Consider the following 25,820-nt stretch of genomic DNA (forward strand, 5'->3'; position numbering starts at 1 on the left):
TCTTTTTGTTGGGTTAACTATAACAATCAAAGGTGGTCTGGGTAACTATTGAGCTAAAACTCAGTCAAAATGCTTCGACCTGTGCTATAATGCGCGCCTTGGGATTGAGCCAGTAAGTCCATTTATCACCAACCATTGTGATTTTATCGCCTCTATTTAGGTGGTGCGGCGAGCCAATCAAGTAGTAATTGGATATGGAGAGCGTCCTTATATTCGTTGATTCGGATATGCGAACATCATAATTTATGAGTTTTAAATCAAAAAAATACAGTATCGATTCTACTGACTATCAAGTTGGTCAAGATAACGTCAGTAAATGGGGCATGGATGTCCATAACACCGTCTTCGTAGCCTCAGTAGGTTTGTCTCTTCTCTTCATCATCACTCTTCTTGTTCTTCCTCCTGCAGATGCTAAAGCTGCAATTGATTCTATTAAGGGTGCTGTTTTATCTAAGTTTGACTTCCTGTTTATGTGGGGAGCTAACATCATGCTCGCTTTTGCTGTTGTTCTCGCATTTTCACCGTTGGGTAAGATTCGCCTAGGTGGCGAAGACGCGACGGCAGACTATTCAATGTCATCTTGGATTGCGATGCTATTCGCAGCAGGCATGGGCATTGGACTTATTTTCTGGGGTGTTGCAGAGCCGACCGCGTTCTTCACTAACTGGTTTGGCACGCCTTTGAATGCTGAACCTTTTACAGAAGCAGGCCGTGAACTGGCACTGGGTGCGACAGTCTTCCACTGGGGTTTTCATGCATGGGCTATCTATGGCATGACGGCACTTTGCTTGGCGTACTTTGTTTACAACAAAGGCTTACCATTATCAATGCGTTCTGTGTTCTACCCAATTTTGGGTGAGCGAGTATGGGGCAAGACCGGTGATGTAATTGATGTACTTACGGTACTGGTTACTCTGTTTGGCCTAGCGACTTCATTGGGTTTAGGTGGCACACAAGCAGCAAGTGGTATCAGCCACGTGTTCGGCTGGGAAAACAACATCTTCCTTCAGCAATCTATTATTGTTCTGATTATGGGTTTAGCGATCATCTCTGTTCTTCGTGGTATGGACGGTGGCGTTAAGTTCCTAAGTAACCTGAACATGGTGATTGCGTTTGTATTCCTTGGTTTAATTGCTGTTCTTAACTTCACAACAGTGCTTGATTCTGTGGCGACGGCTGCGACTGGCTATGTGAAAAACATTGTAGCATTGAGCCAAAGCTCAGGCCGTGAAGACACAACATGGCTGCATGGTTGGACTGTGTTTTACTGGGCTTGGTGGGTTGCGTATGCACCATTCTTCGGTATGTTTGTAGCGCGTATTTCTAAAGGCCGTACGGTTCGTGAATTCCTGCTTTGCGTACTGATTATCCCAACATTGGTCACTTCAGCTTGGATGTCTATTTTCGGTGGCGTGGCTATTGAGCAAGTGATTAATCATGTAGGGCAACTTGGCCTCGACCAAGGCATCACTGATGTCTCTCTAAGCTTGTTCTACATGCTAGATGCTTACTCGTTCGGTAGCATTCTGTCAGTTCTCGCAGTCGCACTGATCATTGTGTTCTTCGTTACAACGCTAGACTCAGGCTCAATCGTTATCGATGGCATGACGGCTGGTGGTAAGCTTGAAGTGCCAGTGAAACAGAAAGTGGTTTGGGCGGTTATCTCAGGTGCTATCGCAATGGTGATGTTGTGGATTGGTGGTACTCAATCTATCCAAGCTCTGCAATCGATCACGATTATTGCTGCACTGCCGTTTACGATCATTCTTCTGATTGGCTGTGTGAGTTTGTTGAAAGGCCTACTGACAGAAGTCGGTAAAGGGCAAGAAACCGTTACTCAAACTACAAAATAAATTGTGAATTAAGTAAGTCACTAGATAGGGATTTACTGTACTCAGCATGATTCAAAGCTCTCTTGTACTTGGTGCAAGGGAGCTTTTTTATGTCGTAGAAGAAATCAGAGACAAGATAAAAAAGAGCCACAAGTGAATCATCACTTGTGGCTCTTTTAGTTCTTAGTTCTAGGCACTAGGTTCAAAGTATTAGCTACTAGGTTCCAGTTATTAGCTGATATTCGCTTACGCGTTCAGTTCGTGCTGAATAACGTAATCCAAAGCACCGACTACCGCAGCAACTTGAGCATCGTTACACTCTTCGTCTGTTACTTTGTCGCTGTCTGGGTAAACCTCTGTGGTTGTACCGTACTTACAGTCAGTCACGCCGCCACATAAGCCAAGCTTCTTCATTGGATAGTTGATCACGCCGTGTTGAGTGACGTCTGAACCAATGATCTTGCCTTCGTCATCCGCAGGCGCAATGTGAGTGACTTGCTCTACTGACTTAATTACCGCTGCTTGGAATTCTGGCTGTGGGTTTTCAGTATCACCCACCGTGTAGAAACCGTCTGGGATCATACCTTCGATGTACTCAATACCGTCACGTGCTGCGAGTGCCGGTCGGAATTCAGTTTCATCAGAGTCTGTCGTCTCATGCAGGTCAACGTGAACCAATACTTCTGGTAGAGACGCAACTAAAGCACGTAGGTTTGCTGATTCTTCTGCTGGTGTACCTTCGTAGAAAGAGCGATTTGGATCAACAGCATTTGGGTTCCAGCGGTTGATCACTTCGTAACCCCAAGGGCTCACACATGGTGCTATAACAATGTTGAAGTGCGCCGTGTATTTTTCTGCTTGAGTTGCAGCGAATTTGATCGCGCCATGCACACCACTGGTTTCGTAACCGTGAACACCACCGGTTACCAGAATCGTCGGCTTTGACTCGTCCCAGTTTTTGCTCTTGATTGCGAAGAGTGGGAAGCGATTTTCGTCGTAGCTCAGCGCGCCATATTGTTCGATGTCAAAACGATCTGCTAGTGCTTTAATCTTTGGTACAACTTCTTGTTGGTATTTACGCTTAACCGTTCTTTGAGCTAACCATGCTTCACGTTCTGCTTGTTGCCACTTTTGTCCTGGATTACCAATCGGGTAGGTAGATTCACTTTTCATCTATACTTTTTCTTTTATGTTCGTGAAAGATTAAGACAGATTATTCCTGTCTAACAGAGACAGCAATAGAAAACACAACTTGTGACTTTATTTTTTATAGACTCATAACTTTGATGAGTGAATTGATGGTGTTACATTTTATTGATGGTTCAATTCTTTATAAAGAGACAACAAAATGGCTGGAGCAAGTTTACTAACACTGCTAGATGACATTGCAACCGTGTTGGATGATGTCGCACTGATGTCTAAGGTGGCAGCTAAAAAAACCGCAGGCGTATTGGGTGACGATTTAGCCCTTAATGCTCAGCAGGTATCCGGTGTTTCTGCTGAAAGAGAAATCCCAGTGGTATGGGCGGTCGCAAAAGGTTCATTTAAAAATAAGCTGATTTTGGTCCCGGCGGCACTATTGATTAGTGCGTTCATTCCTTGGTTGATCATGCCACTACTCGTGATTGGTGGTCTGTTTCTTTGTTTTGAAGGGGCAGAGAAAATCTTAGAAAAGCTTTTTCCTCATGCTCATCAACACGAAGAGAAAGGTGAGGAAAGCAGCTCGGGCGAATCTGTTGAAGAGTATGAGAAGAGAAAGGTAGCTGGCGCGATTCGGACCGACTTTATCTTATCTGCAGAAATCATAGTGATTGCACTGGGTACCGTAACGGGTACAAGTATCGTGACTCAGATTCTTGTGGTGAGTTTGATTGCACTTGTGATGACGATTGGTGTTTATGGCTTAGTGGCGGGTATCGTTAAGCTAGATGATTTAGGTTTCTATCTCCAGAGAACATCAAATGGGAGTGCCATTAAAACCAGATTGGGTAATGGGCTAGTCGCATTTGCACCAAAGCTAATGAAGATGCTTGCTGTGGTCGGCACAGCTGCGATGTTCTTGGTTGGCGGCGGTATTGTGGTACATAACGTCCCTGCAATTCATCACTTAATTGAACCGATCATTATGGACTTCAGTGGACATACGATTGCGACAGCGGTGGTACCAACACTGTTGAATGGTGTTGTTGGGGTTTTAGCGGGATTGATTGTTGTTGCTGTTTGGACTGCGATTGGAAAAATACGCAGTAAGTAATCGCTAATTATTGTTCTGAATAAAACCATCTCTCCGCGAAACGAAAAGGGGCACCATAATCATTATGGTGCCCCTTTTAATCTAAGGAGTTGTGTTTAATTAACACCACGCTCTTATTTTACAATATAAGCGCTTATTTTTACCGCCCAAGCGTTTACTTTACAGACCAAGCAATCGTCTCGCCGCCACGGATTGGCACAACAATGTCTGAACCGAAAGGCATGGTTTCAGCAACGTTCCACTCTTCTTTAACGAGCGTGATTGTGTCTGAGTTACGTGGCATACCGTAAAAGTCTGGGCCATTGTGGCTCGCGAATGCTTCTAGGTTTTCAATCTTGCCTTCTAAATCGAATACTTCAGCGTACAGTTCAACCGCGGCGTGTGCTGTGTAAGAACCTGCACAGCCACATGCTGACTCTTTTGCACCTTTAGCGTGTGGCGCAGAGTCTGTACCCAAGAAGAACTTCTTGCTGCCGCTTGTTGCTGCTTCGATAAGTGCTAACTGGTGCGTGTTGCGCTTAAGGATAGGTAGGCAGTAGAAATGTGGCTTAATGCCGCCAACCAACATGTGGTTGCGGTTATAAAGCAAGTGGTGAGCTGTAATGGTTGCCGCTACGTTCTCGTTAGCGTTCTTAACGAAAGTCGCTGCATCTGCAGTCGTGATGTGCTCTAGAACGATCTTCAGGTTAGGGAAGTCATTAACAATCGGCGCTAGTACAGTGTCTAGGAACTGTTTCTCACGGTCAAAGATATCAACATCGTGAGCCGTTACTTCACCGTGTACAAGCAGCAACATACCCACTTCTTGCATTGCTTCGAGTACGTGGTAAATCTTTTGAGCTGAGGTTACGCCTGAGTCAGAGTTAGTCGTCGCGCCAGCAGGGTATAGCTTCGCGGCTACAACAGCGCCAGACTCTTTCGCTTTACGAATTTCATCAGGTGTTGTGTTGTCTGTCAGGTAAAGTGCCATTAGAGGCTGGAATTGTTCACTTGGCTGCTCTGCCATGATGCGTTCACGGTAAGCAAGGGCCATTTCGGTATCAGTTACCGGTGGGATGGTATTTGGCATGATTAACGCTCGACCATTGTAACGGCTGATATCGCGAACTGTATCTTTTAATACTTCGCCATCGCGTAGATGAACGTGCCAGTCGTCAGGACGAGTAATCGTAAGTTGTGTCATTGAAGGCTCCCACCATTTGAAGTGTAATGTAGTTGGAGCCTAAACTCAGCGAAATCTGTGAAAGCAATCGCTTACGTTTAGGCGACAGGATGATAGTGGAAAAGCACTTTCATTTCATCCTATTTTTAACTCTTCAGGGTTAGGATCTTGTTTTTATGGATATTTTATTCGGTATCTATTTGTTAATAAGGGTTAGCGGGTGGCTACCCACAGACCATGGATCATTCCTGGAACCCAGAAGAAGAAAGTCAGGATGATATTAATTAATAGGTCTTTTCCGGCACCTCGAGCGAAAAATACACCAACAGGTGGAAGCAATACGCATAAAATGATAATGACAAGTTTGTTCATGATAAGTCCCTTTTATTGGTAAAAGTTCAATATAACAACTGTGTTTAAATTATAGAACGTATGGAGAGTGTTAATGCGTTATTGTCCTAAATCATGCATTAAATAAGTCAAGATATTAACTTAGTATTAGGAGCTTGATGATTGCCAATTTATTTGTGTTTTTATAACTATTTGTTAGCATTGCCGCAAACAACAAAACATTGGAATCGTTATGTCGCAGTCGCAGCTACCTTCGGATCAAGAGCATTCAGTTCAAGAGCCTTCTTTATCTCAAATTAATGTGTTTCCGGTTAAATCAGTGGGCGGGATCTCGCTCTCTTCTGCTTGGGTTGAAAAACAAGGCCTTACCTTCGATAGACGCTTTATGTTGGCGTTATCTGACGGGTCAATGGTTACGGCTCGTAAGTATCCGAAAATGGTTAAGGTATCTTCAAGCTTGCAACCAGACGGTTTGATCTTCACTTATGAAGGTAAACAACCGCTACGTTTAAAATACGCGAACTTCAAGATGCAAGAAGCGCCAGCAACGGTATGGAAAGACAGTTTCACAGCTTACACCACCAATGATGAAGCCGATGATTGGTTCAGCGATGTGCTTGGTGTTCGTGTTGAGCTACTGTTCTCTGGTGAGCAATCGAATCGTGTTCGAGAAAAGCTTGGTCATAATGTAAGCTTTGCCGACGGCTACCCAATGTTAATAATCAGCCAAGCCTCTCTTGATGAACTTAATCGCCGCAGCCCAGAAACACATTCAATGGACCAGTTCCGAACTAACTTTGTGGTTTCCAATACTGAAGCCTTTGCTGAAGACGGCTGGAAGCGTATTCGTATTGGTGAGGTTGAATTTGAAGCGGTTAAACCTTGTGAGCGCTGTATTCTAACGACAGTTGATGTTGAGTTAGGTGAGTTCCGAGCGACAAAAGAGCCACTTAATACCTTCTCTACATTCAGAGCGAATGAGCGCGGTGGTGTTTTCTTTGGTCAGAATCTTGTGGCTAAAAATGAAGGTTTAGTGAAAGCGGGTGATGTGGTTGAAGTGCTTGAAACCAAAGAGAAAGAACACTATGAAGACACTTGGGTTGAGTCACTGCATCTAACCTGTGTTGAGCGCGAAGAGATCGCTCGTGACTTCACTACGTTTTGGTTAGAGCCAGCGAAAGAGAACCACTCCCTGCCAAGTTACCAGCCTGGGCAGCACTTGCCGATTGAAATGGTTATTAATGGCGAAAAAGTTTCTCGTCGTTACACGTTATCTTCTAGCCCGTCACGCGCGGGGCGTTTAGCTATTTCTGTCAAGCGAGTAGACGATGGCCAAATCTCAAACTGGTTAAATGACCATTTCCAAGTGGGCGACACCCTTGTTGCTCAAAATCCAGATGGCGCCTTTTACCTAGAAGAAAACCCTAAGCATCCACTACTGCTTTTGTCTGCAGGCAGCGGCATAACTCCAATGCTGTCGATGCTTCGCTACCTAGCCGACCATGGTCAAATTGATGACGTGGTTTTCTATCATCAATGCAGCAGCGAAGAAGACATCCCTTATCAAGCTGAAATTGATAAGATCGCCAGTGAGCACACGGGTCTTCGTGTGATTTATTCATTAAGCCAACCAACCAAAGAGTGGGATGGTTTATCTGGGCGTCTAAGCGTGTCGCATGTTGCTAAAGTTGAAGAACTACATAAGCGCCAAGCGTTCGTGTGTGGCCCTGATGGCTTTATGGATAATGCCAAGAAGCTGTTGATTCAAATGGGATTGAACCCTCAGCAATACCATCAGGAGGCGTTTGGTGTTGCTCGGCCAACAGAAGAGGCGGTGAAGCAACTACAGTTGAGTGTTAACGGTTACTTGTTTGAAGGTAATAACCAATCAACGCTGTTGGAGCAAGCCGAGGCTGCGGGGGTATCTATTGCTTCAAGTTGTCGTGCGGGTTTCTGTGGCGCTTGTAAAGTGACGCTTGAGTCAGGACAAGTTCATCAACCTGATGTACCAGCGTTGCAAGACCATGAACGTAACATGGGGCAGATACTGGCGTGTTGCAGTGTGCCTCAAACCGATATCGAAGTTGTGGATTAACGACTCGTTAGGTTAAAAAGAAAAGCGCATTATATAGAAAAGGCCGGAAGCTCACTAAATGAACTTCCGGCCTTTTGATTCTTACTACGTCGTTATTTTTACAACCTAGTTAGCCTTACGATGTCATTGATTAACTAAAATTAATCGTAGATCGTTGGGATAGGTTGACGCTTGTGCTGTGTTGCCTTGTAGATGCTAACTAAGCGATCGGATACGTCTTGAGGGACTTCTTTGCCTTCAAGGAAATCATCGATTTGATCATAAGAAAGGTTCAAGGCTGCTTCATCGGCTTTCTGTGGTTCAAGCTCTTCTAGATCAGCTGTGGGTACTTTCTTAACAAGTTGCTCTGGAGCGCCTAACATTGCTGCAAGTTCACGAACTTGGCGTTTGTTCAAGCCAAACAGTGGTGCTAAGTCGCATGCGCCATCGCCGTGCTTAGTGTAGAAACCAGTGATGTTTTCAGCTGAGTGGTCAGTACCAATTACAAGCCCGCCAACGTAACCTGCGATTTCGTATTGCGCGATCATGCGAGCACGAGCTTTCACATTGCCTTTCACAAAATCGACTTTTGCTGAATCTGTTGGTAGTAGACCTGTGCCTGCAAGAGCAACGTGAGATGCTTCGTGAAGCCCATCAACCCCTGCTTTAATGTTGACAGAAACAGATTGAGAAGGCTGGATGAAAGAGAGAGCAAGCTGTGCTTCGTCTTCATCTTTTTGCTCACCATAAGGCAGGCGAACAGCAATGAATTGGTAGTCGTTGTTGTCAGAGTTTTCATTCAGGCTGTTGATTGCCATTTGTGCCAAACGGCCACAGGTTGTTGAGTCTACACCGCCACTGATACCAAGGATCAGTGATTTGCATCCTGACTGTTGAAGTTTCGTTTTGATAAACTCCACACGACGAGTCACTTCGAAGTGAGGGTCAATTGAAGGTAGTACGCGCATTTCGTCACGAATTAACTGTTCCATTCGTATTCCTTTCCTGCAAGCAAATTAAAAATCTAGTGTTATCATACCTAAATCATCCGATTTAAAAACCTCTTTGCACAAGCTTAGAAAGAGAAGGCAGTAATAATTAATGGAAAAAATAGCCATTTTCGGTAGTGCGTTTAATCCACCGAGTTTAGGGCATAAAAGTGTGATTGATTCATTGGCTCACTTTGACAAAATCCTGCTCGTTCCAAGTATTGCCCATGCTTGGGGAAAAGAGATGCTAGACTTTGATACGAGATGTCAGTTAGTTAACGCATTTATTAGCGATCTTTCATTGGATCAAGTGGAGCTTTCTTTGGTCGAAAAAAGCCTATTTTCTCCAGGTGAAAGCGTAACGACTTATGCGGTGCTCAGCGCACTTCAGAAGTTACATCGTGATGCGGAACTCACGTTTGTTATAGGTCCTGACAACTTCTTTAAGTTCTCATCTTTTTATAAATCAGATGAGATTACCGAGCGGTGGTCTGTAATGGCTTGCCCTGAAAAAGTGAAAATTCGTAGTACTGATATCCGCAATGCGCTGCTAAGTGGAAGCGATGTTGCAAAACTGAGTACAAAGTCAGTTACAAAGATATTGCAAGATAGTGGGCTGTATACAATAATGTAGATTCACTCACTCAAGAGGTCTGATGACTATGCTAAAGCGCGCGATACCAGCGACGATGATCATTGCAGCATACAGTTTACCTGCATATGCTGAGTGTAATTTTTTTAGCCTAGATTCGGTAATGCTGACTTCTGATGACGAAAATAGCTGTTTAGACTTTTCTACGAGCCTTGAAGCTTTCGGCCAAAGTATGTTGGAGCTTAGTGGGTTAAGCGAACCAGAACCTCAAACTAAGCCTGATTACTGGTCTGATTGGGTTATTCAAAGCAAAGATGCGCCTTTGTTAACTCAGAGCCTCGAGTCTAACTATGTTGGTCTTGGTATGTGGTTTCCAGAAGAGCTAGAAGATGATCAGTATAATATGTCGACAGAAGAGTGGTTGATGAATCATGGTCTTCAGCTGAGCATTGGTTTTGGTGATAAAGTTGAAGGGCAGCCGCGTATGCGCTTTGATTACCGCTGGCATGACGTTCGTGATGCAGACTTAATGATGCAAATTGAGCTGCCATTCTAGATAGGTGGTCATTAAGCTTTCTCTAAGTGCTAAGAATTTAAAAAGCCGCAAAAGTTGAGTTTTTGCGGCTTTTTAGTATCTGGTTTGCTGCTTTCAATATTAGCTATAATTTATTGCCAAGCTATAAATCTTCACCAAAAACAAGCATGCACAGCTGTTCGAACTCTTCTTCTTTACCTGAGAACAAATCATCAATCACAAGCGCACGCTTTTGACCTGACTGCATACGTTTCTTTGCTTCGCGCATTACCATCACCAAGGTGTGTTCTTGTGGCAGATTCGAATCATCAACATTCCATTGATTGAATCGCTGAGACAGAGCACTTTCACAAAGCAGTGGTTTAAACGACAACACTTCTTGCTTCAATACAGAAAGCATATCTTTAAACGCTTGCTCAGTATTATTCGTTTTTAGAGTACGAGACTTAGTAAGTTCTAGCTTTTCTAGTAACGCAGAAGAGAGGTTCGTTTGCGTGACGTATCCCGCTTGTCTTGGGAATGAATCCGTCAAGCGCACAGAAAAGTCGACACGATTAACCTGTGTGTTTGGAAAGTAGGTCAGTGATGTTAGGCAGCCATATGGAACCCAGACGCTTTGACCTGGCTCGACGGCATACTCTTGTTTGCCCAGCTTAATCAAAACCAAACCACTTTGAACCGATACAAGGCTATGCTTAAGTACTTTTTTGCGTGGTGTAATCACCAGGTGTGAAAAGTAAGCCGATGTATATTCAATAGCGAAGTTCATAGATAGTACCTTAGTCTTGGGGCGTCAAGATTACCGTTAATCTTAAAGAATGCCAATAATAACAGGGCATTTTCGATGTTTCTGGTCTGACCTTGTCAAAAGTATGGGCTCTGTAGCTGCGATAAGTCAAAACAACGCGTAGAATGAGCTAGCTTTTTATTATATGAATGAAAAAATGACCTCTCCAACCGATCCATATGTTGATATTCGTCCTTACGGCGATGATGAAATTCCAGCGGCACTAAACCGTCTTATCAATGATGAAGAATTTATCAGTGCGATCTTGCACTATCGTTTTTCAAACCATGCGTCTTGGTTCAAAGCGTTAATGAGCCCGATCTTGCGAGTGTACTTGAAAATGAAATGGAGCAAGCTGACTAGCGTTGAATCCATTCAGATTGAAGTGAAAAAGTATTTACGCGATACGCTCGCTAAAACCACTAAAGGGGTGACATACACGGGTTTAGAGTCATTGGATGCGAACCAAGCGTACCTGTTTGTATCAAACCATCGTGACATTGCTATGGATCCAGCGTTAGTTAATTACGCTTTGCATCTGAAAAATCATCAAACTTGCCGCATTGCCATTGGTGATAACCTACTAAAGAAGCCATGTGCGACTGAATTGATGCGTCTGAACAAAAGTTTCATCGTAAAACGTTCTCTAAAAGGGCCACGTGAAATGATGAAAGCGCTAGGGCAGTTGTCTTCGTACATTAAGCACTCTCTAGAAACAGGTAACTCTATTTGGATCGCTCAGAAAGAAGGTCGTGCAAAAGACGGCAATGACTTCACAGAGCCAGCAATTCTGAAGATGTTCCATGTTGAAGGGCGTAAGCAAAAAATCGTATTTCCTGAGTACGTGAAATCATTGAAGATCGTTCCTGTGGCTATTTCATACGAAAACGACCCATGCGACACGGCTAAAGCGATAGAGCTTTTTGAAAAAGACGTAAACGGCAGTTACGAAAAAGGTGAGTTTGAAGATATTGAAAGTATCATTCAAGGTATCATCGGTAATAAAGGGCGTGTTCATGTTGGTTTTGGTCAGGTTATTGACCAAGATTTCGATACGCCTGAAGCACTTGCTCAAGAGATTGACCGTCAGATCCACGATAACTACAAACTATTTCCTGTGAACTTACTGGCTGCGGAAAAAGAAGACGAGTCGATTACAGCTGCGGTTAAGCAGGAGTTTGAAGATAAACTATCGAGTTTGCCTCAAGGTGCTCGTCAGTACTTGATCGATAGCTATGCGAACCCAGTGAAGAATATTGGTTAACGAGCATTTGTTAGCTTGTAAGTTGATTAGCAACTTGATTGAATTGAAAAAGGAGCCTTGGGCTCCTTTTTTGTTGTTGTTGATCTGCTTTTAAGACCTGAAGTTTTAGGTTGAATTATCGAGCGACAGCACCACCAAGATCTAAGTGGGTCGGCCACGTGGTGATCGTGTTACCACCTAGGTAGATATTGCCCCTGACCGTCATGGTATCGGGAAATGCTGTAATTGCAGATCCGCCAATATATAAGTCGCCATCAACCACTATCCCGTTTGGTAGCTCGGTTAAAGGAGTACGGATCACGCTTAGGTCTCCTTTCACTCTAAAGCCGTTGGGAAGCCGTATTAGGGGGGTATCTGTGAGGTTGATGAATCCACCCACTCTCACACCTTTCGGCCAACGAGTAATCTTACTTCCTATCAAGTCGGCGTAGCCCTTTATCTTAATTCCCGATGGAACTCGGGTCAGTTGGCTGTTGCCTGCTTTCAGGCTTCCGTTAACTTCCAACCCTTTGGGGAGGCGTGTAATCGCTGTATTTTCTATATTTAAGTTGCCATCGACGATCAATCCTGTCGGTAGCGATGTATAGGGCTTATTTCGTAAATATAAGTTTCCGTAATTATCCAGATGGTTCAATATTTGATACTGATCGAGTGGTTCTGCAGTCACATTTGTTATGGTTAAAGAACCAATAATAAGTACAATTATTCGGAGCATAACAAGCTTCTTATTACGATAGACGTTAACACTATAATGAAAAATTTATTCTCGCATAGTGTTTTACTCATTTGTTGGTCGGTAAAAAAGGATAGAACACAATGAAAGGCGAATCTGTGATTGAAATAAATCGTCAAATTCTAAAAGGTTTTGTGATTGTAACTTCTGTATTTTTTTCAGTATCAGCGAGTGCTAATAAAATAATATCAACGCCCACTAAGGCTGTAGTCGTCACTCAGAACGGTTCACAGCAACGCGTTTGTTATTACAATGATAAGGCATACAGTGTCGGTGCTGTCGTTGAGGTGTCTGGCGTTGTGATTAAATGTGCGGCCGAAAACAGCTTTGAGACTAATGGTTCACTGGGTTGGGTTGAAATAATAAAAAAAGACGAGCAATAAACTCGTCTTTCAATCCTGTAAACCTAAATGCTTACATTAGCGTGCTAGCGAGCGAGTTTTCAGCTCGAAAATAATCTTCTCAGCACTGACTTCAAACTTAAAGCGAGCATTTAATTCTGTGCTTTCTTCTGTCAATTCTGATGCTTCAAATTCAACGTTGCTAGACACTTGTTTAGCAAGCTCAACGTACTTAGCAAACTCAGTTTCAATGAGTGCTTTAGAGTTACCGTAAACCGTTACTTCAGCAACATCGTCGCCTTCTTTAATGATGAAGCCGATTTCGCCTGCGCAGCCGCAAGCCTCACATACATCATTGTTACCAATATCTTGGCTCATAGATAATCCTCTTACAAAGTCTGAGGTTATTCTAACGAGCAATTTGAACCGTATCTACAAAAATCCAAAATCTTTGAATTAATTTTTACTGGTATGCTATGCTGTTTGATAGGATATTTAATGAATATGTATATTCGCGACGATAAATATGTATGTGATTAATATCACGTTTTTCTGAAGAGGTACGTTATTTATTTGTCAGAATATCATTCACTTAGTTGCGCCAGGAATGATTTTATAAGAGTATCTATCGCTTGACAGTTATTTATACAATGAATTTTTCGTTGGGTATTTCATATTCTAAGTAGTTATTTAAACTTATCGACTTAGGATTGTAAGGTGATTTTCGAAGAATAATTAAACAAAGTGCCCAAAGAGGCAACACTGTAAAATTGTTCGTACAAAGTATTTGTGGGTATTTAATGGAAATACTTGCGAAAAAATACCTTGCTCACATAATGCTGATAACGATTTTCATTCTGACTTCACTCGGTTGAGTTAGATGGATTTACAAAGAGAAGAACCTGAATATGCCAAAGCGTAGTAAAGAAGATACAGAAATCACGATCCAGAAGATCATGGATGCCGTTGTAGACCAGTTACTGAGATTGGGTTACGACAAAATGTCATACACGACGTTGAGTCAACAAACAGGCGTTTCTCGTACAGGTATAAGTCATCACTTTCCAAAGAAAACGGATTTTACTGCTGCTCTAGACGGCCGTATTTTCAAGATGTTCATGGAACACATTGACTTTGAAAATGGCCTTGATGCATTTTCGGCTAGCTGGGTTGCAGCACTTGAAGATGCTGAGTTCCTAGCGATCTTACGTTTACTTTTCCATCATATCGTTACTGCTGAGAATGCACATGAGTTCGCGGCAAACGGTATCGACCGCTTGTACAAGCTAACTGAAACTCAGTTTGGTGATACTAGTGGTAAAGAATTAGAGTGGTTGATTGGTAAATCATTGATTCATATGAGCCAATAATCAACATGCAATGAAAGAAGCTCCTGAGGGGGCTTTTTTTGTACCTGTAGTTTCACTTTTCTTCCTTTTTTCTCTAGCTCTCGCACCGTTGTCGTTATCTTGTATTTGTGCTGAGTAAGGTTATTTCTTTTCTTTTTAGATGCTTAGGGTTTCGTCTGCATTTTACTGAGTAACTAAAAGCTTACTAACATTAACTGATGGTGTTTATTTCTAGAGCCTCAAACGCTCAAGGTGAGCCGTTTTAAGGGGTATTGCTATGGTAACTAATAAAATTGATTTTAGGGTGAGAGAGGGACTGTGAGACAACAAAAGCCTCGAAGAAATCGAGGCGTTGAATGGTGTAGTTGTTAGAGAAAGCGAATGCTCAAAACGAACCTGTTCTAATCGAGCTTATTGTGCGGAATGAACCTGAGGGAAGTTCATCGTTGGGTGTTTTTCGACAATGCTTGTATAGCCGTACACATCTTCAATCATCGAAGGCTTAAGTGCTTCCCAAGGACTGCCATCGCAAACTAAGTTTCCCTCTTTCAAAACTACCAATCGATCTGAGTATTGAGCGGCTAGGTTTAAGTCATGCAAAACGACGATAACCGCTGCGTTGTGGTTGTCGGCTAACTCTCTCGCGATCTTTAACGTGTTGTGCTGATGGGCAAGATCCAGTGCTGATGTGGGTTCATCAAGCATCAAGATACATTGGTCACCAGAATAGTGAAGCTGGGTTAGTACTCGAGCCAAGTGAACACGCTGTTTTTCACCACCAGATAGAGAAGGGTAGAGTCTTTTACTCAGGTGAGACACATCGGCAACATCCATTTTCTGGTTCGCTATGCTAGTGAGCTTCTTGTTGGACTCTTGCAACGGGATACCACCAAGCTCGACAACTTCGTGTGCCAGAAAAGGGAAGGTCAACGTACTGTGCTGAGGAAGCATAGCCAAGTGCTTTGCCAGTTTTTGAGAGGGCCACTTATCTTTGGTATGTCCAAAGTACTGAATATCACCCGTGCTTGATATCTCTTGGCACAAAGCTTTAAGTAACGTGCTTTTCCCTGCGCCATTTGGCCCAAGCAGTGTGGTTACCTTTCCCGCTTCAATTTCAATAGAAACGCGGTCTAATATCACTTTACTGCCGAACTTTACTTCGATGCCGGTCGCTTTTAACGCTGAAGGAAACATTAAAGGATTCTCCCTTTCTGTTGAAATAGTAGATACAAGAAGAAGGGAGCGCCGATAATTGCGGTGACAATGCCCACTGGAAGCTCTGCCGGTGCAAGTACCACACGTGAGAACATGTCAGCAGCCGTTAGTAGTAGTGCACCTAGTACTGCAGATAGTGGCAATAGAACTCGGTGATCTGGGCCTGCCAACATACGGCCAAGATGAGGAATAACAAGCCCGATGAAGCCAATCATGCCAGACAAACTAACCGTGATTCCGACACCTGCGGCTGTCAGTAGAATGAGTTTTCGCTTGAGCTTTTGTACTGGAATACCCAGATGCTGCGCTTCTGACTCACCAAGTAGAAGCGCATTCAGTGACATCGCTTGACGGTAGAAAACAATAAATAGCGCGACGAGAGTGACAGCAGCAAGCAAAATGCCTGACCACTTCGCACCAGCTAACGATCCCATCGACCACAGTGAAAGATCACGCAGCATTTGGTCATCAGCAATGAAGTTCAAGAAGCCAATACCTGCGCCTGATAGTGCGCTAATCGCGACACCCGCTAATAACATGATGGTCACCGAGGTGCCGAATTTCCCCGTGCCTAGCTTATAAACCAACAGTGTGGTTAAGGCCCCGCCCAAAAAGGCGAATACAGGAACGGCTGCAAAATTCATGAAGGCAGGGTATTGCAGTGAAAGTTCCGAGAAAAGAACAATGGCCAACGCCGCACCTAATGCTGCTCCTGCAGATACACCTATGATGCCAGGTTCGGCAAGCGGGTTTCGAAACAGCCCCTGCATTACCGCACCACATAATGCAAGAATAGCGCCGATTAGCATACACAATATCGTTCTAGGCAAGCGGATCTCTTGAATCACCAAATTGATGTGTGGAGCTAAGTCATTGTTGGGTTGGAGAAGGCTAGCTGCGCTGTCAGCTAAACTAATGTTCATTGGCCCAACTGTAATGGAGAACAGTGCAACGAAGACTAGGGTAGCACCTAGGCCTAACATCGATGTTTTAAGTGGGACGGATCGTAGCAACATAAAGGGCCTCAATGTCTATCACTAGCTTCAATCCTCGTAACCGACTTTACGAAAGCGACGCGGTAATGAGGATTGAGCAAGTAACAGTAAAAATAGGGTAGTTGAGTTATAGTGGGTAGATAAGTGCGTTTATTCGCTTCGCTTCTGAAAGGCTTTCAAGACCAAGTCCTCCAACTAAAGCGCTGCCCTTTACGGTAATTATTTGTTTGTTCATGCCTGCTGGCGTTGCCGCTAACATAGGTAACGATTTTAGGATGGCATCAGCGCCGCCCATTTTCTGGTAGCTACGGCCGCTCACTAAGATGACATCAGGTTGCATCTCAACGAGTGATTCCATTGATAGGGGCTTGTAAGAGGTCAGACTTTGAGCCGCAGGGTTAACACCGCCAGCCAGTTCAATGATCGCGTTTGGTGATGTTTCACCGCCAGCAACGTTCGCAGGACGACCTTCATGCAGCAACAGGAATAAAACTTTCTTTGCTTCGTTGCTTGGTACTTGGTTTGCCTGTAGTGCTTCTATTTTCTGATTTACTTCAGCTTTGACCTTCTCTGAGTTAGCTTCGGTATGCGTTATCTTGGCGATTTGGTCGATACGCTTTAATAACCCTTCAACGTTCGCTTCTGTGTTGACGATCTCTACATCGATACCAACAGATTTCAATTGAGAGAGCGCGTTGTCTGGTCCCATTTCATCTGAACCAATCAGTGTGGTTGGCTGCAACGCAATCAAGCCTTCTGCAGAAAGGTTTCTGTGGTAACCAATCTTTGGCAGCTTTTTTGACTGAGGGAGGTGACTGGTCACATCAATTGCGATTAACTGTTCTTCAGCACCCAGAGCTAGAATCAATTCAGTAACCGCGCTGCCAGCACTAATGATTCGAGGCTGATCAACGTCGTCAGCATTGGCGATAGGTGCTGTCAATGCTAGGCTCATCGCAGCGATTGCGAGTAAATGTTTGTTATTCTTTAATTTGTTGAGCATTTTTAAGTCTTTCATAATAATTTATTTATACTTTCTTTTGATGGAGAGTAATCGCGAAGATGCTCTGTGATCAGCCTGTTCGCATGTTAAGTTTGAATCGATAGAGAGTTGGCTTTGGTTATTTGGTCTTATCAATAAAGAGCCCAATCTTGTAAAAGGTGCTGGGCCTCATGAAAATTTGAGAGTTGCTCTAACCGTCTTCAGTGAGTAATTGGGTCGCTGGAATGCCGTTTTCTTGTAGGAACGACAGCAATTTCACTAAGTTTTCCACGTTGGCTGCTTTATCGGCGCCAATGATGATCGGCTTCTTATCCGATGTGCCTGTTTCTTCTAACAGTGCGATCTTGAAGTTTTCCCAGTCAATGTACTCTTGGCCGTTGATCGCCCAGTAAGGTTCGTGATCTAAGATATTGACGCTAATCGAATCTTTATGAACTTCAGAAACGTTTTTAATATCAGAACTCGGAAGCTCCACTTCTAATGACTCCAACTTCACTGATGCTGTCAGCAGAAGGAAAACCATCACGATAAATATAATGTCCAGTAATGGTGTTAAATCCGGAACTAAGCTTTGTGTTTGAGATGAGTGGGGCGTTTTAATCATGCTTGGCTCACATCACCGATAGAGGCTTTACTTACAGGAGTCCCTTGAGTGTTGCCAGACTGATTGGTTTGAATTGACATGCCTTCTAGCCAAACATTCACATAATTCAGAGTGTGTTCTAACTGAGCTAGCACTCGATCGGCCCATAACCCGAGTAGTTGAGATCCTGAAATAGCAGGAAGCGCAATCATCAAACCCGCAGCAGTGGTTCTCATTGCTAATCCAAGACCGTCTGCCAAATCATTAGGCGTGATGCTGCCTGTTGTAGCGGCAACGCCTTTAAACATCTCAATAAGCCCAAGTACTGTGCCAAGCAGGCCAATTAGCGGGCTGATGACGCCGATCAAGCCAAGCAGTCTTAAACCTGCATGAAGCTGGTGGCGTTTCTCTTGTAACCAAATCCCTGCTGCATCTTCACGTAAACCTTTTGAGAAAGAGTGGTGTGCAAGTAGCATCGACACGCCCTTGTAAAGCAGCGGTCGTTTACCGGAAATAGATTGTGCTAATGCTTCGATTTCTTTGCTATTGGTTGGTGAAATCTGGTTGAGCTCATGACGAATAGCGCGTTTGCCAACCCCAATGCTTAGCATGACTTGGAAGATACGCTCTGCGATGATCATTGCTGTTAATGCTGAACAGATAAGAAGAGGCCATGTCATTAGCCCAAGTTGATCTTGTAAGTAACTGATTTGTTGCATGGTTAATCCAACTTAAAACGAACAGGTATTTGTACACGGTGAGCAATGGCTCGACCATTTACAGTATGAGGTGAGAACTTCCATTTCTTAATGGCTTTCAATGCAGCGTTGTCGAGCATTAGTGCACCTGATGAGTTGACTAATGCCTGTTTAATTTGTTTTCCTTCAGCATCTAACCAGACCTCATAAGTTGCGACACCTTCAACGCCTCGGCGCCTTGCTTGGCGTGGGTAGCTTGGTGGTGTTGGACGAGCTGAAAAAGAGGGCCTAGTGACTAACACCGGCTCTTGGTTAGACACGCCTTGGTTAACTTGTCTAGGTTGGTTGGCGGACTCGTCCATATTTTTATCGACTTTCTTGTCGGCCAGTTTTTTTGGTTGAGTCACCGGTTTTTTTTGAATCGGCTTTTTCTCGACTGTCTTCTCCACAACCTTTTTCTCTACTTTCTTGGGCTGAGGCTTATTGGTGATCGCTTTTTTCTTTGGTGCAGGTTTGGCTTGCTTTGGCTCCACTGCTTTCGGTTCGACAGGTTTAGGTTCTGGGTGTGAGACCATTTCCTTGATTGGCTCAGGCTCAACTGGCTGTGTAACGGTTTTTTGCTGAGCTTGTGAGGGAACGCTCTTTGGAGTGAAGTTGATCGATACCGTGTTCGATTGGCTACCTGCAGGCATTGCAAATACTTTGGATTCTTGAGCGACAAATAACATCGCCGCATGAATCACTAACGATGCACCGCCTGCAATAACATATCTAGGTACGTTCACATTCAATCCTTCACCAAATCTAAAATATGTATCGGATTATTGCTTAGAATCTAAATAAGATCAATTATCAATTGCATTATCATTTGCGTCTATTTATGATTCTCTCAGTTTTAGTAAACAGTCTTCCAGGCTTTGCTATATAAGTGTTTAGAGAGATTATATGAGCGTTGATATCTATAAGTTTGACGAATCAATTCTGGGCGTTTCTAGCCCAGACCCACTTCGTTTTGCATTTGCCAAAAAGCAATCTGCACATGCTGGGGGAAGCTCAATCCCGGTCGACCCGCGCAAGAAATTGGAAATCTTTGATGAGTTGATGCTGAGTGAAGGAAAGAAACAGGATAAACGTTGTTTGTATATCCATATTCCTTTTTGTCGCGTGCGTTGTACCTTCTGCAATTTCTTCCAAAATGCCGCAAGCCGTAAATTAGTGGATGAGTATTTTGATTCACTGATGGTTGAGCTAAAGCAAAAAGCTAAAACCTCTTGGGCTCAGTCTGGACTATTTCACGCCGTCTATATTGGTGGTGGAACACCCACCGATTTATCACCTCTACAAGTTGAGCAGTTAGGCAAGGCTATTCGTCAATACTTCCCATTAGCCAATGATGTTGAAATGACCTTAGAAGGGCGCATCAATCGATTTGGCGACCAGATGTTTGATAGTGCTCTGGAAGGTGGTTTCAATCGCTTCTCATTCGGTATTCAAAGTTTCAATACTCAAGTTCGGCGCAGTGCTAAGCGCTTGGATGACCGAGAAGTTGTGTTGGAACGTATCAGTTCACTAAGTCGTACTGAACAAGCACCTATCGTTCTTGATCTGCTATACGGGTTGCCACATCAGTCTATGGAAGTGTTTCAACAAGATTTAGAAGACTACATGTCGACTGGCGCACACGGTATTGACCTATACCAACTGATTGTTTCAGGCAACGCGCCTATGCTTAATCTTGTTGAGAAAGGAAAAATCCCACCACCGGCTAATACGCCAGATAAGGCGAGTATGTACTCGGCGGGCGTTGAGTTCATGGCAAAGCACAAGGTTAAGCAACTGAGCGTGAATCATTGGACTCGTGATAACCGCGAACGCAGCATTTACAACAGCTTAGCGAAAACTTATGCCGAAGTTCTACCAATCGGTTGTGGCGCTGGTGGCAACATCGGTGGTCATGGTGTGATGCAACATCGAACTTTAGACCGCTACATGGAGTCTATAAAGCAAGGTCAATTGCCAATAGCCATGATGACCAAGCAAAGCTCATTAGAGCCAACTTTCTCTTCATTGAAGGCTGGTTTTGATGCTGGCGTTGTTAGAAGAAGTACGTTGCCGAGTTTTATGGGGCAAGACACATTCGATTACCTGAAGCCTTTGTTCTCGCATTGGGAAAAGAATGGTCTAGTTGAGCTTTCAGAAGATTATTTGAGCCTCACTATTGCTGGCAGCTTCTGGTCTGTAAGTCTCGCTCAGAGTGTGATTCAAGTGCTTAACGCTGAATATCAGGCTATGTACCCAGTTCCAAATGTGCCTGGTTCGGGTGTTCACCCACACGCAAGTTTGAAACACGCTTAGTCTCGAATTTTTAATTTATAACTTACGTAAGTTACTTGTTTATACGGAAATCTATTCAATGACAGATACAACATTAGAAATGACAGAAACTCTAGAACAACGTGTTGCTCGCATTCTAGAAGAAGAACCAAAACTGCTTCCTATAGCTATTGCCGAAAAGCTCGGTGTGTCAGAAGTTGAAGTAGTGGCTGCTTTTCCATGTGATATGGCGGTAATGTTAGATGGCGGCCGTGCTCAGGAGATTCTTGAAGGTTTAGTTGGTTGGGGGCCTGTGACCACAATAATGCATTCATTTGGCTCCATCTTCGAAGTCAAGGCGCCGTTCCCTAAAGGCAAAGTAGCGCGTGGTTACTATAACCTCATGGGTAAAGAAGGCGAACTTCATGGCCACTTAAAACTGGATAACATCAAACATATCGGCTTGGTGAGCAAAGCGTTCATGGGGCGTGAAAGTCATTACTTTGGCTTCTTCAGTGAAACGGGCGAGAACATTTTTAAGATCTACCTAGGTCGCAATGAAAAGCGTGAGCTTATTGCCGACCAAGTTGAACGCTTCAAATCACTAAAAGAACGAGCTTAAGTTCAGTCAACATCAAGCTTAAATAAGATGCCAGCTAGCTTAAAGAATATATGACTGCTCGAGGTCCACTTAGTTTACTAATGAACGCTCAACCTCGGACAAAAATAATAAATAAGAGAAAGTGAAGAAAGGAATTATCGATGGAACAACAAGTAAAACAAGAACGTCTACAAGGTCGCCTAGGTCCAGAAATCAAAGAATTTCGCCAAGAGCGCCGTACCCTTCAACTTGCGACAGTTGATCAAGAAGGTCGCCCGAACGTAAGTTACGCGCCTTTCGTACAGAACCAAGAAGGTTACTTTGTTCTAATTTCTGACGTTGCTCGTCATGCTCGTAACTTAAAAGCGAACCCTCAAGTCTCTTTGATGATGATCGAAGATGAAGAGAGCTCTAAGCAGCTTTACGCACGTAAGCGTCTAACCTTTGATGCACAAGCAAGTGTTGTAGAGCGTGAAACGAAGCTTTGGACTCAAGTAATTGACCAGATGCAAGAACGTTTTGGTGAAATTATTGATGGTTTAAGCCAACTTCAAGATTTTTCTCTATTCAACCTTAAAGCAGAGAATGGCCTGTTCGTAAAAGGTTTCGGTCAGGCATACCAAGTATCTGGCGATGATCTAGTGGATTTCGTTCACCTGCAAGAAGGTCACAAAAAAGTGTCTAACGAGTAAGCTCGTTTAACTGATTACTTTAGGAGCCCTCTGATTAGAGGGCTTTATTGTGTCTAAGCAGTCATAGCCGCGTCGTTTAAGACTTTCGCTCCGCGCAACATGGCTTCGATTAATTCGCCGGCATTGAATTTCTCTAGCGCTTCATGTGCACCCACCTGATTGGCTCGGTCAACACAGATCTCACTGGATAGTGAAGTATGTAAAATACAATAGGCATGGCTGAGTGCGCTGTCGTTTTGCACTTCAAATGCAAGTTCATAGCCATCGAGCCCTGGCATCTCAATATCACTAACGAGAAGATCAATTGCTGTACCTTTTGCGGCCTCGTCTCTCATCAGGTCAATCGCATCTAAACCGTTATTACAAATGCTGTAAGGGATGTTGATGCTGTCTAAGGCATCAGACAGCTGTTTTCGTGCGATCAAAGAGTCATCAACCAGTAGAATGTTTAGCGCTTTTAGGCGTTCTCTTTCGACATCAGTCAGCATCGGAATATGTGCGTTTTCATAAGCAGGGTAAATCTTAGAAAGTAATAACTCTACGTCGAGCATCTGTACGATACGATCTTCAAAACGTGTAATGCCGGTAACAAACACATTGGTTCCTACACTCGCGGGTGGCGGCTCAATGCTCTTCCAGTCACATTCAATGATTTTATCAATCGAACGAACCAAGAATGCGACAACGGTTCTTAAGCAATCTGTCACGATGAGCACACAGTCTTGGTATTCAATCGGTGTGATCGGTCGAAACCCAATAGCTGCAGACATATCAATAACTGGAACCGTAAGATCGCGAATAGTGACGGTACCAATCACGTGGTGATGAGAGTAAGGGATTTGGGTCATTGGCTGGAAAGGAACGATTTCTCTGACCTTAAGCGTGCCTATCGCAAAACTTTGAGTGAGGGATAACTTGAACATCAGCATTCCCTGTGACTGACTCGCTTTACTTATCGGTTTGGCCATAAGTGGCTCCTACTTAATACGCGCTTAATCTATAAGGATTAATTTAAAGGGAAATGGCATCCGCAGCAAGTCACTATGCGGTTTTTAAAGATCTTTAAGGGGGTTGTTTTCGGTTATAGAGTGAAGAATGACGATTCTTGGGTTAAAATCACGCTAAACGCAGGCGTTTGATGGACTTTTGTCGACAAGTCGTTAGCCGTAAGCAGAATTACAACAGTCAGTACGTTGATGAATTCTACGTAATCATCGCAAATAAACTGACCGCAACAAACTGAGAATTATCATGGCAAGAACAGCAGCAGCGCTTCATATTTTGGTGAAGCATAAAGAATTAGCAGAAGAGATCATAACGCAGCTTAAAAAGGGCGCTAAATTTCAAACGCTAGCGAAGAAGCATTCAACCTGTCCATCTGGTAAAAAGGGCGGCGACCTAGGCGAGTTCAAAAAAGGTCAAATGGTGCCTCAGTTTGATAAGATTTGTTTCTCTGGCGAGACACTTGTACCACATCTGGTAAAAACAAAATTTGGTTGGCACGTAGTGAAGGTTCTTTACCGAACTTAGTCATTAGTATGTGTTAGATTGAATAAAGGGAGCGTAGATACGCTCCTTTTTTGTCACTTTTGGCCGCATTTAAAAACATTATGGCTGAGTGTTCATCCCGGACGCCATGCGGTAATGGGTGCTACGCCCTTAACTATCCACCTTGACTAATCGGTGGGAGGAGGAGGGGTTTTAATGAGTAACTCATATAATAAATACCATTCTTAAGGAAATTTATGCAGCTTTGCCTTTTAGCCTTTGTATTTATCTAGAAAGCTGTAAACGAGTTTGGTAGGAGAACAACATGGAGAGTTCAGCTATGTTAAGCACCCCAGCGACAGATGTTATATTGCATGCTTTTGACTGGTGCTACGCTGACGTAATGAAGAACGCCCCTCAGATCCAAGAGTTGGGTTATAAATCTGTTTTAGTATCACCGGCAATGAAGTCGTTACGCGGGCCTAAAGGTGGCGATCGTGATTCTGGCACTCAATGGTGGCAGCGCTATCAACCGCAAGATTACCGTGTAATTGATAATCAACTTGGTGACACGCAAGACTTCACTACGATGGTGAACACGTTAAAGCAACATGGGCTTCGTACCTATGTTGACGTTGTGTTTAACCACATGGCCAACGAATCGAGTATCCGCGGTGATTTGACGTATCCAAATCAACAAGACATGGCGTCTTACCAACAAGATTCTGAGTATTACGAATCCGTTCGTTTGTTTGGTGATCTTTCTAAACCTTTGTTTGATGAGAACGACTTTGTAGAAGCGTTTGGTATCAAGAACTGGAAAGACACTTGGGAAGTGCAAAACGGACGTATTACTGGTGGAGCAAGCGACCCTGGCCTGCCAACGCTTTTAGACAACGACAATGTGGTTGCGCAGCAGCGAGCTTACCTAAAAGCCTTGAAAGTGATTGGTGTGAAAGGGTTTCGCATCGATGCAGCGAAACACATGACACTGTCACACTTACGCAAAGTGTGGACTGATGATATCTGTGAAGAAATGCATATCTTTGGCGAGATCATTACTGACGGTGGTGCGACCAAAGAAGAGTACGAACTGTTCCTTGAGCCTTACCTTAAACACACTCGTTTAGGGGCGTATGATTTTCCGCTGTTCAATACCATCTTCAAAGCTTTTGAAGAGCAGGGCAGCTTTAAATCTCTGATCAACCCATATTGTTTTGGTCAAGCTCTGTCGAATATGCGAGCGATCACTTTTGCTGTCACTCATGACATTCCAAATAACGAGGTGTTTTTGGAGCATGTGATGGATGAAGTCGACGAGCAATTAGCTCATGCCTTTATTCTTGGACGAGATGGCGGTGTGCCGCTTGTTTATAGTGAACTCAGCACCAGCGGTATTCTGGACAAGAGCGGCCAACCTCGTTGGCTTAACGACTGGCAAGCGCCCTACATGAAAAACATGATTCAATTCCATAATCACGTTCATGGTGAGGCGATGCGGGTGGTTGAAGCGAATGATGACTTGTTGGTGTTTGTTCGTGGCGATAAAGGCATTGTGGTGATTAACAAGTCGAAACGAAGCAAGACGGCTTCATTAAGTTGGACAGGCGCTGTGACGGATCTGTTGTCTGGTAAAGTGTTCGAATGTGTTGGTAAGGACTTAACTATTAAGGTTGAATCCAATCAGTGCATGATGCTGACGACTAATTAGATCGAGCCTTTTATGATACCAATCGTAGTAAATAACTGGTCATCCTAGCTTGTTAAAACGCTCGATAACTTCGTTATAAATTTTGATTGTAGAATAACTACTTATCGGAACTCTTTGTCAAATAGAGCCGCCTTGTTCTCAAGCCTTTTTCCTGCGCTATTTATGATCACTTACTTACTGTGATTGGCATGAGTTACGTCTAATCGGTTAGAAAGAAAATATTGAAAAGAAAGCCCCGCTTACTGGCAATCAGTAAGC

The 25,820-nt window shown here is 43.6% G+C and carries 27 protein-coding genes; 13 read left to right on the plus strand and 14 right to left on the minus strand.

Annotated features, from left to right (window positions below; genetic code table 11):
* Nucleotides 1-245: 245 nt before the first annotated feature.
* Complete coding sequence (locus tag Q5H80_RS15525) at nucleotides 246-1,853, plus strand: BCCT family transporter (protein ID WP_304570316.1); 1,608 nt, start codon at nucleotides 246-248, stop codon at nucleotides 1,851-1,853.
* Between the two features lie 225 nt (nucleotides 1,854-2,078).
* Here the strand turns inward: Q5H80_RS15525 and Q5H80_RS15530 are convergent, their stop codons facing one another.
* On the minus strand, nucleotides 2,079-3,005 hold the full coding sequence (locus Q5H80_RS15530; RefSeq protein ID WP_304570317.1) for a M14 family metallocarboxypeptidase: 927 nt from the start codon (nucleotides 3,003-3,005) through the stop codon (nucleotides 2,079-2,081).
* Between the two features lie 175 nt (nucleotides 3,006-3,180).
* Here Q5H80_RS15530 and Q5H80_RS15535 point away from each other — a divergent pair, with 175 nt between their 5' ends.
* The gene (locus tag Q5H80_RS15535; protein WP_304570318.1) at nucleotides 3,181-4,086 is read left to right on the plus strand and encodes a DUF808 domain-containing protein; all 906 of its coding nucleotides are present in this window, start codon (nucleotides 3,181-3,183) and stop codon (nucleotides 4,084-4,086) included.
* A gap of 154 nt (nucleotides 4,087-4,240) precedes the next feature.
* Here Q5H80_RS15535 and pyrC read toward each other — a convergent pair whose 3' ends face one another.
* A complete protein-coding gene (gene pyrC / locus Q5H80_RS15540) occupies nucleotides 4,241-5,269 on the minus strand; it encodes a dihydroorotase (RefSeq protein ID WP_304570319.1) in 1,029 nt (342 codons plus the stop codon).
* A gap of 192 nt (nucleotides 5,270-5,461) precedes the next feature.
* A complete protein-coding gene (locus tag Q5H80_RS15545) occupies nucleotides 5,462-5,620 on the minus strand; it encodes a YqaE/Pmp3 family membrane protein (RefSeq protein ID WP_004731890.1) in 159 nt (52 codons plus the stop codon).
* 211 nt (nucleotides 5,621-5,831) lie between these two features.
* Here Q5H80_RS15545 and Q5H80_RS15550 point away from each other — a divergent pair, with 211 nt between their 5' ends.
* Complete coding sequence (locus Q5H80_RS15550; protein ID WP_304570320.1) at nucleotides 5,832-7,694, plus strand: hybrid-cluster NAD(P)-dependent oxidoreductase; 1,863 nt, start codon at nucleotides 5,832-5,834, stop codon at nucleotides 7,692-7,694.
* 140 nt (nucleotides 7,695-7,834) lie between these two features.
* Here Q5H80_RS15550 and nadE read toward each other — a convergent pair whose 3' ends face one another.
* Nucleotides 7,835-8,665, minus strand: a complete 831-nt coding sequence (gene nadE / locus Q5H80_RS15555) for an ammonia-dependent NAD(+) synthetase (protein ID WP_304570321.1) — start codon at nucleotides 8,663-8,665, stop codon at nucleotides 7,835-7,837.
* 109 nt (nucleotides 8,666-8,774) lie between these two features.
* Between nadE and Q5H80_RS15560 the strand changes: the two genes are divergently transcribed.
* Together Q5H80_RS15560 and Q5H80_RS15565 are read left to right on the plus strand one after the other, a co-directional pair.
* Nucleotides 8,775-9,296, plus strand: a complete 522-nt coding sequence (locus Q5H80_RS15560; protein WP_304570322.1) for a nicotinate-nicotinamide nucleotide adenylyltransferase — start codon at nucleotides 8,775-8,777, stop codon at nucleotides 9,294-9,296.
* Nucleotides 9,297-9,318: 22 nt separating this feature from the next.
* Nucleotides 9,319-9,810, plus strand: a complete 492-nt coding sequence (locus Q5H80_RS15565; RefSeq protein ID WP_304570323.1) for a hypothetical protein — start codon at nucleotides 9,319-9,321, stop codon at nucleotides 9,808-9,810.
* Nucleotides 9,811-9,931: 121 nt separating this feature from the next.
* Here Q5H80_RS15565 and Q5H80_RS15570 read toward each other — a convergent pair whose 3' ends face one another.
* The gene (locus tag Q5H80_RS15570; protein ID WP_304570324.1) at nucleotides 9,932-10,558 is read right to left on the minus strand and encodes an AraC family transcriptional regulator; all 627 of its coding nucleotides are present in this window, start codon (nucleotides 10,556-10,558) and stop codon (nucleotides 9,932-9,934) included.
* A 175-nt stretch (nucleotides 10,559-10,733) separates the two neighbouring features.
* On the opposite strand from Q5H80_RS15570, the gene Q5H80_RS15575 reads away from it, so the two are divergent.
* Nucleotides 10,734-11,840, plus strand: coding sequence for a 1-acyl-sn-glycerol-3-phosphate acyltransferase (locus Q5H80_RS15575; RefSeq protein ID WP_029223825.1), 1,107 nt, complete (start codon nucleotides 10,734-10,736; stop codon nucleotides 11,838-11,840).
* A 115-nt stretch (nucleotides 11,841-11,955) separates the two neighbouring features.
* Here the strand turns inward: Q5H80_RS15575 and Q5H80_RS15580 are convergent, their stop codons facing one another.
* Complete coding sequence (locus Q5H80_RS15580; RefSeq protein WP_304570325.1) at nucleotides 11,956-12,555, minus strand: hypothetical protein; 600 nt, start codon at nucleotides 12,553-12,555, stop codon at nucleotides 11,956-11,958.
* Between the two features lie 101 nt (nucleotides 12,556-12,656).
* On the opposite strand from Q5H80_RS15580, the gene Q5H80_RS15585 reads away from it, so the two are divergent.
* On the plus strand, nucleotides 12,657-12,956 hold the full coding sequence (locus Q5H80_RS15585; protein WP_304570326.1) for a DUF1496 domain-containing protein: 300 nt from the start codon (nucleotides 12,657-12,659) through the stop codon (nucleotides 12,954-12,956).
* A 36-nt stretch (nucleotides 12,957-12,992) separates the two neighbouring features.
* Here the strand turns inward: Q5H80_RS15585 and Q5H80_RS15590 are convergent, their stop codons facing one another.
* Nucleotides 12,993-13,292, minus strand: a complete 300-nt coding sequence (locus tag Q5H80_RS15590) for a YfcZ/YiiS family protein (protein ID WP_009845739.1) — start codon at nucleotides 13,290-13,292, stop codon at nucleotides 12,993-12,995.
* A 530-nt stretch (nucleotides 13,293-13,822) separates the two neighbouring features.
* Here Q5H80_RS15590 and Q5H80_RS15595 point away from each other — a divergent pair.
* Complete coding sequence (locus Q5H80_RS15595; protein WP_086050649.1) at nucleotides 13,823-14,284, plus strand: TetR/AcrR family transcriptional regulator; 462 nt, start codon at nucleotides 13,823-13,825, stop codon at nucleotides 14,282-14,284.
* Between the two features lie 390 nt (nucleotides 14,285-14,674).
* Here Q5H80_RS15595 and Q5H80_RS15600 read toward each other — a convergent pair whose 3' ends face one another.
* From Q5H80_RS15600 to Q5H80_RS15625, 6 genes are all read right to left on the minus strand, one after another.
* A complete protein-coding gene (locus Q5H80_RS15600; RefSeq protein ID WP_304570329.1) occupies nucleotides 14,675-15,457 on the minus strand; it encodes a heme ABC transporter ATP-binding protein in 783 nt (260 codons plus the stop codon).
* A complete protein-coding gene (locus tag Q5H80_RS15605) occupies nucleotides 15,457-16,494 on the minus strand; it encodes an iron ABC transporter permease (RefSeq protein ID WP_029222281.1) in 1,038 nt (345 codons plus the stop codon). The genes Q5H80_RS15600 and Q5H80_RS15605 overlap by 1 nt, the downstream gene beginning before the upstream one ends.
* Nucleotides 16,495-16,600: 106 nt before the next feature.
* Nucleotides 16,601-17,491 (minus strand): hemin ABC transporter substrate-binding protein, encoded by an 891-nt coding sequence (locus tag Q5H80_RS15610; RefSeq protein WP_304570330.1) that lies wholly within the window; start codon nucleotides 17,489-17,491, stop codon nucleotides 16,601-16,603.
* A gap of 175 nt (nucleotides 17,492-17,666) precedes the next feature.
* A complete protein-coding gene (locus Q5H80_RS15615; protein WP_304570331.1) occupies nucleotides 17,667-18,080 on the minus strand; it encodes a biopolymer transporter ExbD in 414 nt (137 codons plus the stop codon).
* Nucleotides 18,077-18,778, minus strand: a complete 702-nt coding sequence (locus Q5H80_RS15620; RefSeq protein ID WP_304570332.1) for a MotA/TolQ/ExbB proton channel family protein — start codon at nucleotides 18,776-18,778, stop codon at nucleotides 18,077-18,079. Before Q5H80_RS15620 ends, Q5H80_RS15615 begins: the two co-directional genes overlap by 4 nt.
* Nucleotides 18,779-18,780: 2 nt before the next feature.
* On the minus strand, nucleotides 18,781-19,542 hold the full coding sequence (locus Q5H80_RS15625; protein ID WP_304570333.1) for an energy transducer TonB: 762 nt from the start codon (nucleotides 19,540-19,542) through the stop codon (nucleotides 18,781-18,783).
* Between the two features lie 160 nt (nucleotides 19,543-19,702).
* Between Q5H80_RS15625 and hutW the strand changes: the two genes are divergently transcribed.
* From hutW to hutZ, 3 genes are all read left to right on the plus strand, one after another.
* On the plus strand, nucleotides 19,703-21,112 hold the full coding sequence (gene hutW, locus Q5H80_RS15630) for a heme anaerobic degradation radical SAM methyltransferase ChuW/HutW (protein ID WP_304570334.1): 1,410 nt from the start codon (nucleotides 19,703-19,705) through the stop codon (nucleotides 21,110-21,112).
* 58 nt (nucleotides 21,113-21,170) lie between these two features.
* Nucleotides 21,171-21,692 (plus strand): heme utilization cystosolic carrier protein HutX, encoded by a 522-nt coding sequence (gene hutX, locus Q5H80_RS15635; protein WP_304570335.1) that lies wholly within the window; start codon nucleotides 21,171-21,173, stop codon nucleotides 21,690-21,692.
* Nucleotides 21,693-21,832: 140 nt separating this feature from the next.
* Complete coding sequence (gene hutZ, locus Q5H80_RS15640; protein ID WP_304570336.1) at nucleotides 21,833-22,363, plus strand: heme utilization protein HutZ; 531 nt, start codon at nucleotides 21,833-21,835, stop codon at nucleotides 22,361-22,363.
* A 53-nt stretch (nucleotides 22,364-22,416) separates the two neighbouring features.
* On the opposite strand, the gene Q5H80_RS15645 is transcribed toward hutZ, so the two are convergent.
* Nucleotides 22,417-23,331: a chemotaxis protein gene (locus Q5H80_RS15645; protein WP_304570337.1), complete on the minus strand. Its 915-nt coding sequence runs from the start codon at nucleotides 23,329-23,331 to the stop codon at nucleotides 22,417-22,419.
* 283 nt (nucleotides 23,332-23,614) lie between these two features.
* Between Q5H80_RS15645 and ppiC the strand changes: the two genes are divergently transcribed.
* On the plus strand, nucleotides 23,615-23,893 hold the full coding sequence (gene ppiC / locus Q5H80_RS15650) for a peptidylprolyl isomerase PpiC (RefSeq protein WP_304570338.1): 279 nt from the start codon (nucleotides 23,615-23,617) through the stop codon (nucleotides 23,891-23,893).
* A 283-nt stretch (nucleotides 23,894-24,176) separates the two neighbouring features.
* Nucleotides 24,177-25,562: an alpha-amylase family glycosyl hydrolase gene (locus Q5H80_RS15655; protein WP_304570339.1), complete on the plus strand. Its 1,386-nt coding sequence runs from the start codon at nucleotides 24,177-24,179 to the stop codon at nucleotides 25,560-25,562.
* The last annotated feature ends 258 nt before the right edge of the window (nucleotides 25,563-25,820 follow it).

Source organism: Vibrio sp. SNU_ST1 (assembly GCF_030563405.1).
In the GTDB taxonomy this organism is placed as follows: Bacteria; Pseudomonadota; Gammaproteobacteria; order Enterobacterales; family Vibrionaceae; genus Vibrio.